This window comes from Rhizobium sp. SSA_523, from assembly GCF_030435705.1.
In the GTDB taxonomy this organism is placed as follows: domain Bacteria; phylum Pseudomonadota; class Alphaproteobacteria; order Rhizobiales; family Rhizobiaceae; genus Neorhizobium.
The window spans coordinates 52,654-70,784 of record NZ_CP129381.1 but is presented as its reverse complement, the minus strand read 5'-3'; the positions used below and the strand labels follow the sequence as shown (position 1 = coordinate 70,784).

The window sequence follows — 18,131 nt, the reverse complement described above, 5'->3', positions numbered from 1 at the left end:
AACGAACTGGATCATAAGATGGCTCGCGCACTGGATGGAATTCGTGTTCTCGATCTCAGCCACGTCATGGCTGGCCCCTTCTGCACGCGCCAGCTCGTGCTGCTGGGGGCGGAGGTGATCAAGGTCGAACGGCCCGGGGAAGGCGATGTCATGCGCTATTACGGCCACGACAAGGCGTTCGGCCGAAACAGCGCCAATTTCATCGGCTACAATGCGGGAAAGCGGTCGATCACGCTCGACATCGCCAAGCCGGAAGGTCTTGAGATCCTCAAAAAGCTCGTGGTGCAGGCCGATGTCCTCGTCGAGAATTTCCGGCCAGGCGTTCTGGCCCGCCGCGGGCTTGCCTGGGATGATTGCCGCAAGCTCAATGACAGACTGATCTATTGCTCGATCTCCGGCTATGGGCAGGATACCTCGCTGAAGGACAATCCGGCCTATGACCATATCGCCCAGGCAATGTCCGGCCTGATGTCCCTGCAGGGCGACGAGGATTCGCCGCCCACCAAAGTCGGCTTCCCGGTGATCGACACTTTCTCGGGCCATCTGGCCGCCTTTGCCATCATCTCCGCCCTGCTCCGGCGCGAACGCGGCGGCGGCGGGCAATATCTCGATGTGAGCATGCTGGATGCCTCCATGGTGCTGATGAGCTCGGTTCTGTTGAAATACTTCGGCACCGGGAAGGCGCCCAAGCGCGTCGGCAATAAGGGCTTCAGCCTGAGTGCCACGGCTGACATGTTCCAGACCGCTGACCGGCCTATTTCGATCGGCGCCAACACCAATGAGCAGTTCAATCAGCTGTGCCGCATCATCGGCCTTCCACATCTGCTGGAGGACCCGCGCTATGCCGATCCGGCCGGGCGCTGGGAGCATGCGACGACGCTCCGCGCCGAGATCACCGACGTGCTGAAGCAGAAGGGTGCGGAAGAATGGGAAGTGCTTTTCAACCGCAACAGCATTCCCTCGGCCGTCGTCCGCGACCTGGCGGGCATTGCGCGCCATCCCTATTTCGACGAGCGGGACATGTTCGTGGAGGTGGATGTGCCGGTGCTGGAGCGCAAGATGAAGGTCGTCGGCGCAGGGTTCCGCACCGATGAGGATGCGCCGGGCAGCAAGCTTCCGCCGCCGGATCTCGGCCAGCACACGGACGACGTGCTGCGTGAACTCGGCTATTCGCCGGCGGACATCGATGCGCTCAGAGCGGGAGGCGTGCTTTGAGTGCCGGGATAGACGCGGTCTATGCTGATCGGGAAGCTGCCGCACGGCAATGGAAATCCGCCGGCGGAAATGTGGTCGGCGTGCTCGGCGCGACTGTGCCGGTGGAGCTGATTGCGGCAGCCGGCATGCTGCCGGTCCGATTGGTGGGTGACCCCTACATCGCGCTTGTTGACAGCCCGACTTACATGGAGCCGGTGCGGGAGGGTTTTCTCCGGTCGATCTTCGAGAAGCTGATGCAGGGATGCTATGACTTTCTCGACCTTCTGGTCATTCCACGCAGTTCCGAGGGGCTCCTGCAGTTCTATTATCTCCTGGAACATGTCCAGCAGACAGAGCCCGACCGCCGCCTGCCGCAAACCTATCTCTTCGATCTGCTGCAGACGCCATTCGAGCCGACGCGGGTCTATGTCAGGGCCCGGATCCTCGACCTCAAGGCCCGGCTGGAGGACTTGTCCGGCAAGGAACTGGAGGATACCGCCATCATCGCCTCCATTGCCCGATATAACGAGGCCCGGAGCTCCTTCCGCAGCCTGAATAAGCTCCGTTCGAGCCTGCCGCCCCGGATGAGCGGCGAGACGGCGCTAAAGCTCGCAGCCTGCGGACCGGCCCTTCCGGTCGAGGCCTTCGACGACCTTCTTCGCTCCAACCCGGGGGAAAACGATCGTCGGGACGGCGTTCGCCTGATGATCAAGGGAAGCCCCGTCGAGCATGTTGATCTCTATCGGGCGATCGAGACGATGGGCGCGACCGTCGTCGCCGACGACCATGACTGGGGCGAGGCCATATATGCGCATGACGTGGACGAAAGCCGTCCATGGCTCGATGCTTTGACCGATCATTACATGAACCACGTACCCGGCCCGCGACGCTTCCCGCAGGACCGCGTTGATGCGCAATTCATGGCCAAGGCGGCCGAAACGCAGGTGGATGGCGTCATATTCTATCTGGAAGAGAACGACGACACGCTCGGCTGGGATTATCCAGCGCAGAAGCGCATGCTCGAGGCTGCCGCCATCCCTTCGCTTCTCCTGACCCGGCAGACCTACTGGTCGCTAAATGAGAAGAGCATCGCCGCCATCAGAGAGTTCATCGGGGAGATCAGACCATGAGCGAGGCCCCCAGCAGTCTCAAGAAAGACGATGTGAAGGCGGATGACGGCCGCCTGGCCGCAACGGCTGCAGCCCGGGACAAGCAGAAGCAATGGTTCAAGGATTTCCAGCAGCGAGCGCTGGATGAAGGCGAGCCCTATGTGATTGCCTCGGCGGTGTCGCCGCACGAGGTCTTCCATGCGATGGACGTGCCGCTGGTCACCAATACCTGGTACTCGTCGATCATTGCCGCGAAGCGCATGTCGCCACATTATTTCGACCTGATGGACCGGCTCGGCTATCATGAAGACCTGCCGCGTTACCTCAGCCTGCCGATGATGACGACGCTGGACGGCGACCCGGAAAAGGCCCCTTACGGCGGGTTGCCCAAACCGGCGCTGATCCTAGATCGTCTGCGCGGAGATTATGCGCAAAGGATTACGGCGCAATGGGCCGAGGCCTTCGGCTGCCCGGCCTTCTACCTCGACAGCCCGTCGCAGACCCGGCTGGTCGAGAACTGGTGGGATCATGCCCAGCGGGACTGGGAATATCTTTATGAGAGCCACCGGCTCGATTTCCAGGTGGAGCAGATCGAGGCGCTGATCGGTTTTTCGGAAAAGACCATCGGCCGCAGGTTGAACCGTGACGAACTCGCATCGGAGATGCATCGCATCAACCGCGCGGGTGAGCTTGCGGCAGAGGCGACGCAACTGATCGCCTCCGCTCCGCGCTGTCCTGTTCCGCTGCCCGACCAGCTGACCAATATCATGGCCGCAACCTGGAATCGCGGCTCGCAATGGTCGATAGATCACCTGCAAACCTATGTCGACGAGATCCGCCAGCGGGTGCAGAGCAATTACGGCATCTGCGGCAATGAGAAGGTCCGCCTGCTGTGGCTGAACACCGGGCTCTGGTTCAATACCAGCTTCTACCGAGCCTTCGAGGAAAGCCATGGGGCGGTCTTCGTCTGGTCTATGTATACCAACTTCTTTTCCGATGCCTATCGGAAGTATTTCGATGGCGACCCGCTGCGGGCGCTGGCAGCGCGCAGCATCTCCATGAACGAGCAGCTGCACCTGCCGCCGTGGATGGCCGGCTGGATCATGAAGCAGGCGCAGGATTTTGGCGCGCATGGCGCAGTCATGTTGACGCCGCTCGGCGACCGCTTGTCCTCTTACGGAACGCAAGCCTGCAAGACGGCGCTGGAAAAGGCTGGCCTGCCGGTTCTTGAACTTTCCGCCAGCATGGTCGACGCCCGTTTGTGGGACGATGCGGAAATGCAGCGCAAGGTCGGTACGTTCATCGATGAACGCTGCCGTCACTAATCGACAGGAATGAATGCCATGAACGACATGTTCGCGATTGAAATTTCGGAGCCCGGCGGCCCCGAAGTGCTGAAGGCGGTGCGCCGCCCGGTGCCCGCGCCGGGACCGGGCGAAATCCGCATCCGGGTCGAGGCGGCGGGCCTGAACGGCGCGGATCTGGCGCAGAGGCGTGGCGTCTATCCGCCGCCAGAGGGCGCATCGGACCTGCCTGGTCTCGAGGTCGCGGGGATCGTTGATCTCTGCGGCGACGGAGTGACGGATTTTCAGCCGGGCGATCGTGTCTGCGCGCTGCTGACCGGCGGAGGTTATGCGCAGTATTGCTGCGTTCCCGAAGGTCAGGTCTTGCCGCTGCCGCCCGAAATCACGATGGCGCAAGGGGCAGGGCTGATCGAGGCCATCGCCACCGTCTGGACGAATGTCTTCGAAACGGCAGCGTTGCAGCGGGGCGAGACCCTGCTGGTCCACGGCGGCACGAGCGGGATTGGCACGACCGCAATCCAGATGGCGAAACTTCACCATTGCAAGGTTATCGTTACCGTCGGTAGCGAGGAGAAGGCGAAGGCTGCTCTCTCGCTTGGTGCCGACAGGGCGATCATCTACCGTCACGAAGACTTCGCCTCTGTTCTGAAGGCGGAAAAAACCCGGATTGATGTCATCCTCGATATCGTCGGCGGGCCCTATCTCGACGGCAATCTCAAGTCGCTCGCCTATGGTGGGCGTCTTGTCGTCATCGCTTTCTCCGGCGGCCGGATGGCGCAACTCGACATCGCCCGCGTGATGATGAACCGCCTGCAGATCACCGGCTCGACCCTGCGCAGCCGGCCTGTGGCGGAAAAAGCGCGGATCATCTCGGAAGTGAGGACCAAGGCGTGGCCTTGGGTGCAGGATGGGCGGTTCAAGCCGGTGATTGACAGCACCTTTCCCTTTGCCGAGGCCACCGCCGCACACCGCCGGATGGAAGGCAGCGGCCACATCGGAAAGATCATTCTGGAAGGCTTCTCCTAACGTTCTAAACAAGCCGCTTCGCATTGACACGCGACAGGAGATCGCGTATTGAATATCCACTGTGTGAATACAATTTTCATATAGTGAAAATGCCAGCCTGCGGAGGAGGCGACTGGCGATCGGGACGGTGTTTCGGGTGGAGGCTCGATTCATCAAAACCAATCCGTGTTCCGCCGACTGCGCTCATCCCCGCGATAGCCATTGCTAACGCCGCTTGTGGAGGAGCCTATCTTGAACAATGAACCCTCATACCGAGATTCAGGCTCCGACCTGTCTGCTCCCGTTATCGAAGCACGGTCCGTCGATCATTTTTACGAGGGGCAAGGGGGATGGAACCATGCCCTCTCGAACCTGAATTTTTCAATTCCCCGCAACGAATTTCTCTGCATCATTGGCCCCAGCGGCTGTGGAAAGAGCACCTTCCTGAAGATCGTCACCGGGCTGGTGAAGCCGACCTCGGGTGAGGTTCTGCTGAACGGCAAGGCGATCAAGGGACCGGGACCAGATCGCGGCATCGTCTTCCAGGAACCGGCGCTGTTTGCATGGCGCACAGTCATCGAGAATGTCGAATTCGGTCTGCAGATGCAGAAAGTGCCGAAGGCGGAAGCCCGCGCACGGGCGCAGACGGTTCTCGATATCGTCGGCCTTGGCCATGTCGGCAATCTTTATCCCTACCAGCTTTCTGGCGGCATGCGGCATCGCGTGGCTGTGGCGCGGGCCTGGGCGCTGCCATCGGCCGATCTGCTCCTGATGGACGAGCCTTTCTCCGCCATCGACGCCATCAATCGCATGACCCTCCAGGATTATCTGGTCGATACCTGGCTGAAAGACCGCCGGACGGTCATCTACATCACCCATGATATTGACGAGGCCGTCTACCTTGCCGACCGAATCCTGCTGATGCGGCCGTCCCCGGGGCGCATCGGGCGCTTTTTCCAGGTGGACATGCCCCGCCCGCGGGATCGCAACGGCGCCGATTTCGCAGAACTGAAAGGCATCATCACCGAAGAAATGCATCGTTCCGCCGGCGACGATTACGAAAACAGCGAAGAAGCGGAGCACGCGGCATGACACTGGACGCCACAGCCACCCCCATCGACGCCAAGGCCAACCGCGCTGCGACAAACCGGGTCTCGAAGCCGCCGATGGATTTTGCGGCCTATGAAAAAACGAAGAACCGCAAGCTCAAGATCCAGCGCATCACGCGCGGCACCGTTGGTGTCGCCGCACTTCTGATACTTTGGCAGATCATGGCGACGGCCTATAATCTCCAGCTGATCCTGCCGGCACCCTTCAGCGTCGTCCGCCGCATCTTCGGCATGCTGACGCTCGACGACACGCGCTGGCTTTACGGCCCGAACATCTATGTCCACCTGATGGAAAGCCTGCGGCGCCTGCTGATGGGCTTCGGGCTCGCGGCGGTGCTCGCCATACCGCTCGGCCTGGTCGTTGGGCGCATCGAGGTGGTGCGCGACTATGTCCTGCCGGTCATCAAGGGCTTCTACCCCATTCCCGGCATTGCCTGGATTCCCTTGGCGATCCTCTGGTTCGGCCTCGGTGATACGGCCGTCGTCTTCGTCGTGTTCATGACGGCCTTCTTCCCGATGTTCTTTAACGCAGAGGCAGGCGCACGGCAGATCAACCCACTGCTCATAGACGCCGGACGCTGTTTCGGCGCCAAGGGGCTGACGCTGTTCTACCGCATCATCCTGCCGGCAACCGTGCCTTATGTCACGACGGGTCTTCGAATCAGCCTCGGCGGCGCGTGGAAGATGATCGTCGCCGGTGAAATGCTCGCCTCCGCACAAGGCATTGGTTACGTGCTGATGGAAGCACGCTTCCAGTTCCGCGCCATCGATCTCATGGCGGCGATGATCCTCATCAGCATCATCGGCTATCTCACCGAATACGTCATCGTCCGGCTCGTCGAGAAGCGGACCACGGAGAAATGGGAGGTCCGGTAGCACGAAAGCTGCCGGCGAGAGACTTCACGGACATCATGGGAGGAACGGATGTCTATTCTGAAAGCAGTCGCCACGGCGGCCGGATTGCTGGCCTTATCGGCAATTTCGTCGACCGCGCAGGAGGCTCAGCCGGTCAGGGTCGGTTGGCTGAAGGCCAGCCTGTCCACCATCATTCAGGCTATCGCCGAAGATGAAAACCTGTATGCCGCGAATGGCCTGAACGCAACGATCACCGCCGTCTCGTCCGGCGGCAACGCCACCGGCATCGAGGCGCTGATGCGCGGCGATTTCGACGTCTATTACGGCCCGATGACAGAGATGGCGCGACTGAACGCCGTCGCCGTTGAGCAAAAGGCAAAGCCGCCGCTGGTGGCCGTCGCGCTCGGCACGCCGGGTGCCACTCATCTGGTTCTCGCCAACGACATCACGTTCGACTCGCCGGAAAGCTTACGCGGCAAGACGATCGGCGTCAGTTCGCCGGGATCGGTCCACCTCGTCATGTTCCGGCATTTTCTGGAGGACAAGGGCCTGACCACGGAAGGCCTCAAGATGAACATCGTGCGGATTGGCGGCAGCGACATGGTGCCGGCGCTTCTGACGAAACAGATCGACGGCTTCCTGCATTCGCAACCGACGCCGGCGATCGCGGTTGCCAAGGGGGCTGGAAAGATCGCACTCGCCCCCGCGCAGATGGGCGAGGCCGGCGAATCCCCGACCTCGGCCATTATGGTGCGCCGGGACTGGGGCGCAGACAATCCGGACATCGTGCGCCGCGTCATCGCCACCTTCATGCAGGCCAGCGACAGATATTCGCAACTGCCTGAAAGCAAGCTCATCGCGATTGTCGAGAAGGCGATCGGCGCCGAGGAGGACGTCGTCAAGGGCGCCATTCCCTATGTGAACCCGCGCCTGATGCCGGACTTCGAAAAGGCATCCGACCTGTACTGGAAGACGGAGATGGCCGCCATGAAGACACGCGGCGAGGTGCTCCCCGACTTCAAGAAGGAAGACATGTTCGACGCTTCCTACGCGGCGGCACGCTGATGCAGACGCATAAACCCAACCCAACAGGGAAAGATCGAGCGATGTTGAAAATTGACAAGATCCGCGTGGCCTTTGCGGTACTGGCGCTTTCGGGGGCAATCGGCGCCGCGATACCGGCTCATGCTGAAGACGCCACACCGGTGAAGATCGGCTGGCTGCGCTCCAGCCTCTCGCTCATCCTGCATCCGATCGCGATGGAAGAGGGGCTCTATGCCAAGCACGGCATCAAGCCGGAGGTCACGGAGGTTCGCTCGGGCGACGGCGCCATTGGCCCCCAGTCGGTCATGCAGGGGCGGATGGATGTCTATATCGGCGTTGTCAGCGACGTGGCGAAGCTGAATTCGCTCGCCAAGGAGAACAAGCAGCCGCTGCCGCTCACCATCGTCGCGCTTGGCTCCCCCGGCGCCACCAACCTGGTTCTGAAGAAAGGGCTTCCTTACAACAGCGTAGAGGACCTGAAGGGCAAGAAGCTGGGCGTCAGCTCTCTCGGCTCCGCGCATCTGGTGACCTTCCGCCACTTCCTCAAGGAACAAGGCACATCGGTCGAGGCGCTCGGGCTGGAACTCGTCAAGGTCGGTGGCAGCGACATGCCCCCTGCCCTCATCACCAACCAGATCGATGGTTTCATCCACTCGCAGCCAACACCCGCCATTGCGATGGCGAGCGGCGAAGGATGGCTGGCGCTCGCTCCAAGACAGATGGGCGAAGCCGGCAAATCCCCGAATGTCGGCGTGATCATCAGAGCCGACTGGGCAAAGACCAATGCCGAGACTGCGGAAAAGGTGGCCGCTTCCCTTCGGGATGCCAGCGAGGCCTACAAGACGCTTCCGAAGGAGCGCATCGTCGCCATCGCTACCAAATATCTCGGCGGCGAGCCGGAATTGATCGCGGCCTCCATCGATTCTGTCGATCCGAGCATCGTCGACCTCAAAGCCGGCGCCAACACCTATTGGAGCGTCGAGATGGCGGCAATGAAAGAGCGTGGTGAAGTCGACAAGAACCTGCAGCAGGAAGACATGTTCTTCTTCGGCAAGAAGTGATGGCGATCGGGATCGGAGAAATGACCGACATGAATGTTTCGGCAGGGCTCCCATCCCTTTCCGCCGTGCTGGCGAAACACGCCGTATCCGCCTTTCCGCACGGAATGCCGGCGGAGGTCTCGACCTCCGCCCGCTCCTCGCTGATCGATGCCATTGCCGTCAGTGCGGCAGCCAGCACGCTTGGCGCCGGCTGCCGTGCCTTCAGGGATATTGCCGTCGAGACAGGAAGCGGCACTGCAGCCATGATCGGTTATGGCGGACGCTGTTCAGCACCCATGGCCGCCTGGGTCAATGGCGCGCTGGCTCACGCCATCGACTACGAGGATACGCATGATCATGCCATCGCGCATCCGAACGCGGCGGCCCTTGCGGCGGCCCTGGCAATGGCCGATACCGTTCCACGGCCCATCAGCGGCCGTGAACTGCTGGGCGCAATTGCAGTGGCGGCCGATCTCGTCTGCCGTATCGCGGCCAGCTTCACGATAGCTCCCGACCGCAATGGCTGGCACACGACACCCTGGCTCGGCGTTTTCGGCGCCGCGACGGCTGCCGGCCGGCTTCTCCAGCTTGACGACCGGCAGATGCTGGATGCCTGGTCGCTTGCCATGAGCCAGATGTGCTCCTTCGGCGAGCTGAAATTCAGCCCGGACTCTGATGTCCGGTCGGTGCGCGATGCCTTCGCGGCCAAGGCCGGCGTGCTCGGCGCGCTGCTCGCTGCCAAAGGCGTGCGAGGGTATGACGATCCTCTGGGCGGACAGGCCGGCTTCCTCGCCGCCGTGGCGCGCGGCGCATATTCGACCGAAACGTTGCTTGATGGCCTCGGAGACCACTTTCTCGGCACGGAAGTGAGCTTCAAACCCTGGCCAAGCTGTCGCGGCACGCATGCCTATATCGAGGCGGGCATAGAGATTGCCTGCCAACCTGGCTTTGCTGCCGAGGCAATCGAGGCGATCGAGATCACCATCAACGAAAAGAACGTGATGTTGTGCGAGCCAAGGGAGATGAAGGTTGCCCCGCGCACGCCGATCGCAGCCAAGTTCAGCATTCCGTTCACGCTCGCCTCTGCGCTGCTGAACGGCCGGGTCACGTTGGAATCCTTTACCGATGCGGCAATCCACCAACCTGGTGCGCTGGCAATCGCGACGAAGGTGCGCCATCGCCTTGATCCGGACATCCCGCTGCGCGACACTACCCGTGGTAGCGTGATTGTACTTGCAAACAATCGCCGGTTTGAGCAGCATATCGTCACGGGGCTGGGACATCCGTCAAGGCCGCTTTCAGAGGCACAGGTGAAGGCGAAATTCGACGACTGCATTCGGTACGCCCATCAGGAGAGCTATCGCGCCAGGGCGGCAGAACTTTGGGATACACTTATGACGGTCGAAGAATCCGACGACATCCGAAAGCTGACGTCGCTCCTTGTTTAGAGCAACGGTTGCTCTGGACCCGGAGCATTGCGTATATGATCCCGAGGTCTGCAAGAAAGAGTCGCTGAAATGGATGAAGAAACCGATCTCGTCGACGCTAACAGCGATGACAGACCCTACAAAGTCAATGTGCTGGATCGAGCCATCGCAATCCTTGACGCCTTCGCGCAGGGCGGCCCCAGCCTCAGCCTCAGCGAAATCGCGCTCCGGACCAATCTGCATGTCAGCACATGCCTGCGCCTGATCACAAACCTGCGGCATCACGGTCTGATCGCAAAGGACGAAGCCAGTGGCCGCTACCGTCTCGGCTATCGTTTGCTGACACTGGCGGAGATAGCCCGCGGCAATTCCGGGCTGGTGGAAGCGGCGCTCCCGACCATGCGGGATTTGTCACGCCAGTTCAACGAGACGGTAGTCCTCAGCGTCCGGGTCGGCGATTCCAGAGTCGATATCGAGCAGGTCATCGGTCAGCAATCCGTCCGCCGTGTCGTGACGCTCGGCACCGAGAAGCCTCTTTATGCCGGTGCGGCAAGCCGCGCCCTGCTCGCGGGTATGTCTGACGAAGAGCTGAACGGTTACCTGCAGCGGACGGAACTCAAGAAGCTCGCCAGCCAGACCATTACCGACGAACGGGAATTGCGGGCGGCCGTCACTGCCGTTCGCGAAACGGGCTATGCCGAGAGCGTGCAAGAGCAGTATGACAATAGCGGCGGCGGCGTTGTTTCCATGATCCGTGGCGTCCGGTCCGAAGTCATCGGCGTCATCGGTATTTCGGTTCCGCAATTCCGATTTTCAGAGGAGCTGAAAAAGCAGCTTCGCCCAGCCGTCGTGGCTGCTGCGCGCCGCATCTCTGATTCGATCGGCGGTCGATACTGAACCATTCGTCGCAAAACCCGGTCAGTTCACGATCATCTGAAACCAAATATCGAGAAACTTGCTGCGTTTGATCATGTCGCGGAAGACGAGAAGCTCGGGACCGAGCTCGATCCTCTGGAGACTTTCGGCGACCTTGAAATCTGCGGGATAGCTGAAGCCGGCACTCGCAAGCGCGGGCCTGATTCCTTCCGAATGCAGCGCATGACGAATGAGACGGGCGCCACGAAGATTGGTTGCCGTCTTCGGAACAAGCACCGTCCACGGCACCGCAAGCACATAGTCCTGCGGCACCACGATCTCCATTCCCTCTGGGATGGCCGCGCCGGCCTGCAGGGCTGAAAGCGGCACATTGTACAAGGCGTCGAGTTCGCCCTCGCGCAGCGCTTCGAGAAGATCGTCCGTCGTGTCGTAGATTCTGGCATTGGCTCCGCCGAAGGCTCGCATAAGGCGCCAGTATAGGGACGTGCGGATGGAATCCTGCGAAGCCAGCAGGTAGCTCACATCGTCGATGCCGATATTCACGACGCCCACCCGGCGGGAGAAGCGTTCGCTATCCTGTTCGAGCGCGCGCACGAGTTCGATGCGGGTCCGCGGCAGGCGATCCGCAAAGGCCGCCCGACGCAAGACCATGACTGCCGGATCAGACCAGAAACCAAAGACTTCATGGCGCCACTGGGCATCGACAGCGTTGGCGCCTGCTTCAACCTTGGCGGCATAGCCTTCATTGGCGACGGAGACCGCGATATCCGGGGAGGAGAACACGGCAATGTCGAACGGCGCCTGTGCACGCTTCGCCTCAGCGGCGATCTGCGCGGATGAAAGCCGGATATAGGTGAGGTCGGCTCCGGGCAGCTGCGCGGCAAGCGCGGCCAGGAGAGGCGCGATCCGTGTCTCGGAGAGAACACCCGCAAGCCTTACCGTCCGGTCTTGTGCCAGCACAGCCACCGGGAAGATCCAGCCGGTCAGGGAAAGGCAGAGCGCGACACTGGCGGCGAGCAAGGTCCTGGCCATCATGCGCGCCCACCCTTGTCCGCAAGCGGCAGGACCACTTCCACAACAAGGCCGCCGCCATCCCGGTCGGCGATGGAGATCGCGCCGCCAAAGGCCACGGCGATGTCTCTGGCGATCGCCAGGCCAAGGCCGGTTCCAGGATGTCCGGTGTCAACACGCGCGAAACGCTGGAAGACCTTGGCCTTTGCGATATCCGGTATGCCAGGGCCTCGATCCATGACCTGCAGGACCGCCCGGCCCTGCGCGGTCGAAAGGTGAACATGTGTCGCGCCGGCCGCATGAATGAAGGCGTTTTCAATAACGTTGCGCACCATTTCCCGCAGCACGACAGGTTCCGCCAGTACGGGAACCGGGCTCTGGGGCACTTCGAGAACAAGCGAGCGTATAAGGCCCGCATAGGTGCTTTCCGCGCGGAGCATCTCAAGTGCGCCGGTCACGGCATCGCCAAAATCGACAACCTCCCGGTCCTGCGTTTCCAACCGATGCATCGTCGTCGCATCGGAAAGCAACATATTGGCCAGCAGGCCCGCCTCGCGAGCATTGTGATGAATGCGCGAAAGACGCCGGCGCACTTGCGCATCCTCCGCCTCTTCAAGACCAACTTCGGCCTGAGCCTGGATGGCGGCAAGCGGTGTGCGCAATTGATGCGCCGCATCCGCAGTGACCCGCTTGACGCCGTCAAGCACGGAGCCCAGGCGATCCATGAACTCGTTGAGGGCCGAAACCAGAGCGGAAACCTCGGCCGGCACGTTCGTGTCGATCCTGCCAAGATCGGAGGGGCGCCGCGCCCGCAGATTGCTTTCGATCAGGCGCAGCGGTGAAAAGGCCGAGCGAACGGAAACGAGGATGAGGCCACCTGCCAGAAGCGCGACCGCAATGGCCGGCAGCATGCCGTTGACGGTCAACTGGCCGGCAAGTTCCTGGCGGGCTTCACGTGTTTCCGCCACCATGACGCCAATCCAGCCGCCCGTTCCCGTGACGGTATCTGCACGATATCGCTGGACCGAGGCGATACGCACCGGCTCCCCCCGGTATACGGAATCGTGCAGCTGCAAGGTTCCATTCTGGATGAGCGGTATGTCCAGCGCAAGGATGGGCGAACCGGTCACCAGGCTGCCATCCGGCGCAGTGACCCGGTAGAACACGCGGTTCAGGCGAGACGTCCCGAGAATGGCGAATGCCGAATAGGGAATATCAACCGTGACGGCGCCCTCCTCGATGCCGACTGTATCGGCGATGGAGAGAGCCGAGGCTGTCAGCACGCGGTCGAACGCTTCATCGGCGGCGCGCCGCGCATAGGCGCCGACCGTCAGGGCCAGCACGGTGCCGATGATCAGGAACACGCATCCGGTGGTGATGAGCAGCCGCCGTTCGATCGACAATCGCGCCATCAGCCTGCCTCGCCTCCCCTGCCGCGCAGCATATATCCCGCACCACGATGCGTGACAATCTCGACATCCACGCCTTCGAGCTTTCTGCGGACCCGTGACACGAGAAGCTCGACGGCATTGGGTGTGCCGACATCGTCATGTCCGAACAGCTTGAGGTAAAGACGGTCCTTGCTGACCGTGTTTCCGGCGTGCGAGGCGAGCGTTTCCAGCACCTCGAACTCACGGCGCCCCAGTTCGAGCGGCCTGCCCTTCACACTGGCAGCGCGGGCCGAAAGATCGACCTCGAGCAGACCGATACGGATGACGGATTTGGCAAGGCCCTTGTGACGGCGCGTGACCGCCCTCAACCGCGCCTCCAGCTCGCCCAGATCGAACGGCTTGACGATGTAGTCGTCTGCGCCGAGGTCAAGGAGGCTGATCTTGTCGTCGATCTGGTTTCTGGCCGTGATGACGAGGACCGGCGTTGGCGAGCGCTGGTCGCGCATATGCCCCATCACATCGAAACCGCTTCGGCCGGGAAGATTGATGTCGAGTACCACAACATCGAATTCACCGTGGATCGCCAGTTCCTCGCCGGATATGCCGTCCTGTGCCAGCGTGACATGATGTCCGGCCCGGGTGAGCTTGGATTCGATTGCCTCGGCGATATCGATGGAATCTTCTATGACAAGGATGCGCATGGGGCTGACAGGACTCTGACAGGAATTCGGAATATTTGTTCATCCTACAGCAAGGGCTTTGCCGAACGCGAGACGGCAAAACTCTTCGGGAGGAGAAAATGACATATCACTGCATGCTCGCAGCGTGTGGATTGCTGGTCGCCTTTCTTTCGACCGGCAGCGCTGCTGCCTATGCCGGACCGTGCCAACAGCGCGCGGCGCTCGACGAGACCTATTGCGACGCCGATGGCGATCTGGTGGCTGACCTTCCGACGGACGGATCGAAGCTGCGCGATCCCGATACGCTCGTCTGGGCCTTTGCGCCTATCGAGGATCCGGCCGTCTATGCGCAGCTGTTTCGCCCTTTCACCAAACATCTCTCAGCCTGCCTCGACCGTCAGATCGTCTATTATCCCGTTCAGTCGGTTGCGGCGGAAATCGCGGCCATGCGCGCCGGCCGGCTGCATTTCGCCGGCTTTTCCACGGGTTCGACGGTCGAAGCCGTCAACCGGGCCGGTGCTGTGCCTTTTGCGGCAAAGGGGCAAAGTGGCGAGGTGCGCGGTTATCATCTCGTCGCGATTGTGCGGGCGGATTCGCCGTATCACAGATTGGCGGACCTCAAGGGCAAGCGCGTTGCCCACGTTTCAGCCGCGTCGAATTCCGGCAATCTCGCACCGCGCGCGCTCTTTCCGGCCGAAGGTCTCGTGCCGGATACGGATTACCAGCCCATCATGTCCGGAGCCCACGACAAATCGGTCATGGGCGTGCTGTCCGGTGATTACGACATGGCGGCAGTCGCATCCGATGTCCTCGAGCGCCTCGTCGAACGCGGCGCGATGGACCGGTCTGCCCTTCGCATCCTTTATGAAAGCCCGCTGTTCCCGACGGCTGCCTTCGCTCATGCGCATGATCTTGACCCGGCACTCGCGGACAAGCTGAAGGCCTGCTTCTTTTCTTTCCGCTTTCCGCCGGAGATGACTGCCGCCTTCAACGGCGATGAGCAGTTTCTCCCGGTTCGCTACGACGAGGCATGGCGAACGGTGCGCGCCGTGACCGATACCGTCGGCACGCTGCCGGACTGAAGCTCAAGATACCGATAAAAACCGGAAGTGATCCCATGAACCTGCAAACCGCTTTGCCGGAGGACCCTTTGCGCCCTCAGCCGGCCTGGAAACGACTGTTCTATCTTGTCCGCGTCAATAGCGCTGACCCGACGCTCCTGCTCGCGCTCATCCTGCTGGTCGTCTTCGGCTATCTCATTCTCGCGCCGGTCCTGCTTCTGCTCGTCGACGCGGTGACGGTGCATTTTTCCGATCTCGCCCGCACCCGCCAGGACCTGGGGGAGCTCACATTCTACTACCTGAACCGTGTTCTCCTCTCGCCCATATCGCGGGATCTCTTCTGGTGGCCGCTCGCTCATACGGCGATCATCTCGGCGGCCGCCATCGTGATCGCTTTCCTCGTCGGGGCACCGATCGGGTGGCTGCTCAGCCGCACGGACCTGATGGGCAAGAAGTGGCTCTCCACTGCGCTGCTCCTGCCCTACATGCTGCCGTCCTGGACGTTCGCCCTGGCCTGGCTGACGCTCTTCAAGAACCGCACGACCGGCGGGCAGCCGGGCTGGATGGAGACTTTGGGCCTCACGCCGCCGGACTGGCTTGCCTACGGCGCCCTGCCCATCGCGCTAATTCTGGCGCTGCACTACGCGCCCTTCGTGATCTTGTTGTTCGGCAATGCGTTGAAGCAGTTCGACACGCAGCTGGAGGATTCGGCGCGCAGCCTGGGCGCCAGCCCCGTCGTCGTGGCGCGCAGGATCATCCTGCCCCTGATGATGCCGTCCCTGGTCTCGGCCGCAACGCTCATCTTCGCCAAATGCCTTGGTGATTTCGGCGTGGCCTATGTTCTCGGCGTGCCGGTCGGCTTCGATGTGCTCGCCACATCGCTGTTTCGCGCCATTTCGACCAGCCAGGCGGGCGCCTCTGCAGTGCTGGCCGGCATGATCGTGCTTCTGGGCACGTTTTCCATCGTCATCGACATGCGGCTTCTGAGAGAGGCCAAGCGTTTCGTGACCATCGGCGCGAAGGGCGCGATGGTGCGCCAGACGCCGCTCGGCAATCTGCAGATGCCCGCACTGGCATGGACCTTCATGATCGTTCTTGTCAGCGCTGGGATACCTCTCCTCGCGCTTACCCTGACAACGGTCATGCGCGTTCCAGGCTCGTTCAGCCTCGACAACTTCACCCTCGATTACTGGATAGGCACCAATCTCGGCACCACGGCGCTGCATCAGGGCATTCTTCTCACCGGCGAATTCTGGCTCGCGCTGTGGAACACTGTCTGGATGGTGGGGCTCGCCGCGCTGGGCGCCGGCATGCTCGGCCTGCTGGTCGGCTATGCCGTCGTCCGCTCGCCGGTCCGCTTCGTCTCCGTCGCGCTGCGGCAGATCACCTTCCTGCCCTATCTGGTACCCGGCATTGCGTTCGCGGCCGCTTACCTGTCAATGTTCGCCGTCGCCCGCCCGCCTCTGCCGGCACTTTACGGAACACCCATAATTCTGGTGCTTGCCATCCTCGCAGACCAGATGCCTTTTGCATCGAGGGCCGGCATTTCTTCAATGATGCAGCTCGGTCGGGAGCCGGAAGAGGCCGGTCAGATCGTCGGCGCCGGCTGGTTCCGCCGGATGCGCTCCATCGTCCTGCCCATCCAGCGCGGCGCGCTCGTCTCGGCGATCCTCCTGCCCTTCATCTCGGGAATTAAGGGGCTCAGCCTCGTCGTGGTCCTCGCCGTTCCCGGCACGGATCTCCTGACCACCTACGCAATCCGCCTCGTCGATTACGGCTACAGCCAGGCGGCCAATGCCGTGGTCGTGATGCTCTGCATCGTCGCCTTCACCGGCACGATGCTCGTCCAGAAAATCGGCAAAGCCAACCTCTCAGACGGCATGGGAAGCAAATAATGTCCAGCATAACCTTGGAAAACATCCGCAAGAGCTATGGTCGCAGCGGCCCCGCCGCCATCTCCAATCTCAATCTGGAAATCGGCACCTCGGAATTCCTGTGCCTGCTTGGCCCGTCCGGCTGCGGCAAGACGACCACCCTGCGCATGATTGCCGGCCTCGAGCACCCGACCGATGGCCGCATCCTCGTCGACGGCAAACCGATCGTCTCCGTAGCCGAGGGGATCTTCACGGTACCGGAGAAGCGCAATATGGGGCTGGTCTTCCAGAACTATGCGCTCTGGCCGCATATGACGATCCGCGACAATGTCGCCTTCGGCCTGACCCTGCGCAAGATGCCGGCCGCTGATCGCGATGCCATTGTCGATCAGGTCATGACGACGCTTGGCATTGCCCGCTATGCCGAGCGATATCCGGCACAACTGTCCGGCGGGCAGCAGCAGCGCGTGGCCTTGGCCCGCATGCTGGCGCTGAAGCCCTCCGTCATTCTGCTGGATGAGCCGCTGTCCAACCTGGACGCCAAGCTCCGTCTCGAAATGCGTGCCGAACTCAAGCGCATCCACGCCGAGGCAGGGTCGACCATCGTCTTCGTCACCCATGACCAGTGGGAAGCGATGACGCTCGCCACCACTATCGCCGTGATGAGCGAGGGCGAACTGCAGCAGGTTGGCACGCCGGACGATATTTATGAGCGTCCCGCCAACCGCTTCGTCGCCGAATTCGTCGGCAGCCTGCCCATCAACATCATCGAAAGGGCGGAGGCCCAATCCGGCCCCTTGAACGCCTGGCTCGATCACCTGCTCGCGCATTTCGGCGTCGATGGCGCGGCCGTCGCCTCCGCCGGCATTCGGCCGGAAGCGACAGGAGTGGGTGCACTCTTTGCGGAAGACGCCGCCAAGCGCGCGGCCGGACAAGGGATCGTCGTCGACATCGTGCCCACGGGCGGCAGCTGGATCGTCGAGCTCGACGTCCAGGGCAGCCGCGTCTTCGCAATCGTGACCGAAAATCCGCGCATCGCTGCAGGTCAGAGCAGCCATTTCTGGGTCGAAAGGCAGCACCTGCATCTTTTCGACCGTGAAAAACGACGCATCACCGCGTGACCGGGATGCACAACCAAAGGCAACGGAGGA

General features: G+C 61.8%; 16 protein-coding genes. 13 read left to right on the top strand and 3 right to left on the bottom strand.

Annotated features, from left to right (window positions below):
- Positions 1 to 18 precede the first annotated feature (18 nt).
- From QTJ18_RS01730 to QTJ18_RS01685, 10 genes are all read left to right on the top strand, one after another.
- Positions 19 to 1,215 (top strand): CaiB/BaiF CoA transferase family protein, encoded by a 1,197-nt coding sequence (locus tag QTJ18_RS01730; protein WP_252752344.1) that lies wholly within the window; start codon positions 19 to 21, stop codon positions 1,213 to 1,215.
- Positions 1,212 to 2,324, top strand: coding sequence for a 2-hydroxyacyl-CoA dehydratase subunit D (locus QTJ18_RS01725; RefSeq protein WP_252752345.1), 1,113 nt, complete (start codon positions 1,212 to 1,214; stop codon positions 2,322 to 2,324). The genes QTJ18_RS01730 and QTJ18_RS01725 overlap by 4 nt, the downstream gene beginning before the upstream one ends.
- A complete protein-coding gene (locus QTJ18_RS01720) occupies positions 2,321 to 3,628 on the top strand; it encodes a 2-hydroxyacyl-CoA dehydratase family protein (RefSeq protein ID WP_252752346.1) in 1,308 nt (435 codons plus the stop codon). Before QTJ18_RS01725 ends, QTJ18_RS01720 begins: the two co-directional genes overlap by 4 nt.
- A gap of 18 nt (positions 3,629 to 3,646) precedes the next feature.
- Positions 3,647 to 4,633, top strand: a complete 987-nt coding sequence (locus QTJ18_RS01715) for an NAD(P)H-quinone oxidoreductase (RefSeq protein ID WP_301557754.1) — start codon at positions 3,647 to 3,649, stop codon at positions 4,631 to 4,633.
- A gap of 231 nt (positions 4,634 to 4,864) precedes the next feature.
- A complete protein-coding gene (locus QTJ18_RS01710; protein WP_252752348.1) occupies positions 4,865 to 5,704 on the top strand; it encodes an ABC transporter ATP-binding protein in 840 nt (279 codons plus the stop codon).
- The gene (locus tag QTJ18_RS01705) at positions 5,701 to 6,597 is read left to right on the top strand and encodes an ABC transporter permease (RefSeq protein WP_252752349.1); all 897 of its coding nucleotides are present in this window, start codon (positions 5,701 to 5,703) and stop codon (positions 6,595 to 6,597) included. Before QTJ18_RS01710 ends, QTJ18_RS01705 begins: the two co-directional genes overlap by 4 nt.
- A 48-nt stretch (positions 6,598 to 6,645) precedes the next feature.
- Entirely contained in the window at positions 6,646 to 7,641 is a 996-nt protein-coding gene (locus QTJ18_RS01700) for an ABC transporter substrate-binding protein (protein WP_252752350.1), read from the top strand.
- A gap of 41 nt (positions 7,642 to 7,682) precedes the next feature.
- Positions 7,683 to 8,681 carry an ABC transporter substrate-binding protein gene (locus tag QTJ18_RS01695; protein WP_252752351.1) on the top strand — a complete coding sequence of 333 codons (999 nt, stop codon included), beginning with the start codon at positions 7,683 to 7,685 and terminating at the stop codon, positions 8,679 to 8,681.
- A gap of 20 nt (positions 8,682 to 8,701) precedes the next feature.
- The gene (locus QTJ18_RS01690; protein WP_301557753.1) at positions 8,702 to 10,108 is read left to right on the top strand and encodes an MmgE/PrpD family protein; all 1,407 of its coding nucleotides are present in this window, start codon (positions 8,702 to 8,704) and stop codon (positions 10,106 to 10,108) included.
- A 69-nt stretch (positions 10,109 to 10,177) separates the two neighbouring features.
- A complete protein-coding gene (locus QTJ18_RS01685; RefSeq protein ID WP_252752352.1) occupies positions 10,178 to 10,984 on the top strand; it encodes an IclR family transcriptional regulator in 807 nt (268 codons plus the stop codon).
- A 21-nt stretch (positions 10,985 to 11,005) separates the two neighbouring features.
- Here the strand turns inward: QTJ18_RS01685 and QTJ18_RS01680 are convergent, their stop codons facing one another.
- The 3 genes from QTJ18_RS01680 to QTJ18_RS01670 are packed head-to-tail and all read right to left on the bottom strand — an operon-like array spanning position 11,006 to position 14,066.
- Positions 11,006 to 11,998 (bottom strand): ABC transporter substrate-binding protein, encoded by a 993-nt coding sequence (locus QTJ18_RS01680; RefSeq protein ID WP_252752353.1) that lies wholly within the window; start codon positions 11,996 to 11,998, stop codon positions 11,006 to 11,008.
- Positions 11,995 to 13,386, bottom strand: a complete 1,392-nt coding sequence (locus QTJ18_RS01675; RefSeq protein WP_252752354.1) for a sensor histidine kinase — start codon at positions 13,384 to 13,386, stop codon at positions 11,995 to 11,997. The genes QTJ18_RS01680 and QTJ18_RS01675 overlap by 4 nt, the downstream gene beginning before the upstream one ends.
- On the bottom strand, positions 13,386 to 14,066 hold the full coding sequence (locus tag QTJ18_RS01670) for a response regulator transcription factor (RefSeq protein ID WP_252752355.1): 681 nt from the start codon (positions 14,064 to 14,066) through the stop codon (positions 13,386 to 13,388). Before QTJ18_RS01670 ends, QTJ18_RS01675 begins: the two co-directional genes overlap by 1 nt.
- Positions 14,067 to 14,164: 98 nt before the next feature.
- On the opposite strand from QTJ18_RS01670, the gene phnD reads away from it, so the two are divergent.
- From phnD to QTJ18_RS01655, 3 genes are read left to right on the top strand one after another with little or no spacing between them, the layout of a single operon-like run.
- Positions 14,165 to 15,127: a phosphate/phosphite/phosphonate ABC transporter substrate-binding protein gene (phnD, locus tag QTJ18_RS01665; protein ID WP_252752356.1), complete on the top strand. Its 963-nt coding sequence runs from the start codon at positions 14,165 to 14,167 to the stop codon at positions 15,125 to 15,127.
- Positions 15,128 to 15,162: 35 nt separating this feature from the next.
- On the top strand, positions 15,163 to 17,001 hold the full coding sequence (locus QTJ18_RS01660; protein ID WP_252752357.1) for an ABC transporter permease: 1,839 nt from the start codon (positions 15,163 to 15,165) through the stop codon (positions 16,999 to 17,001).
- Positions 17,001 to 18,101: an ABC transporter ATP-binding protein gene (locus tag QTJ18_RS01655; RefSeq protein ID WP_252752358.1), complete on the top strand. Its 1,101-nt coding sequence runs from the start codon at positions 17,001 to 17,003 to the stop codon at positions 18,099 to 18,101. The genes QTJ18_RS01660 and QTJ18_RS01655 overlap by 1 nt, the downstream gene beginning before the upstream one ends.
- Positions 18,102 to 18,131: the final 30 nt, after the last annotated feature.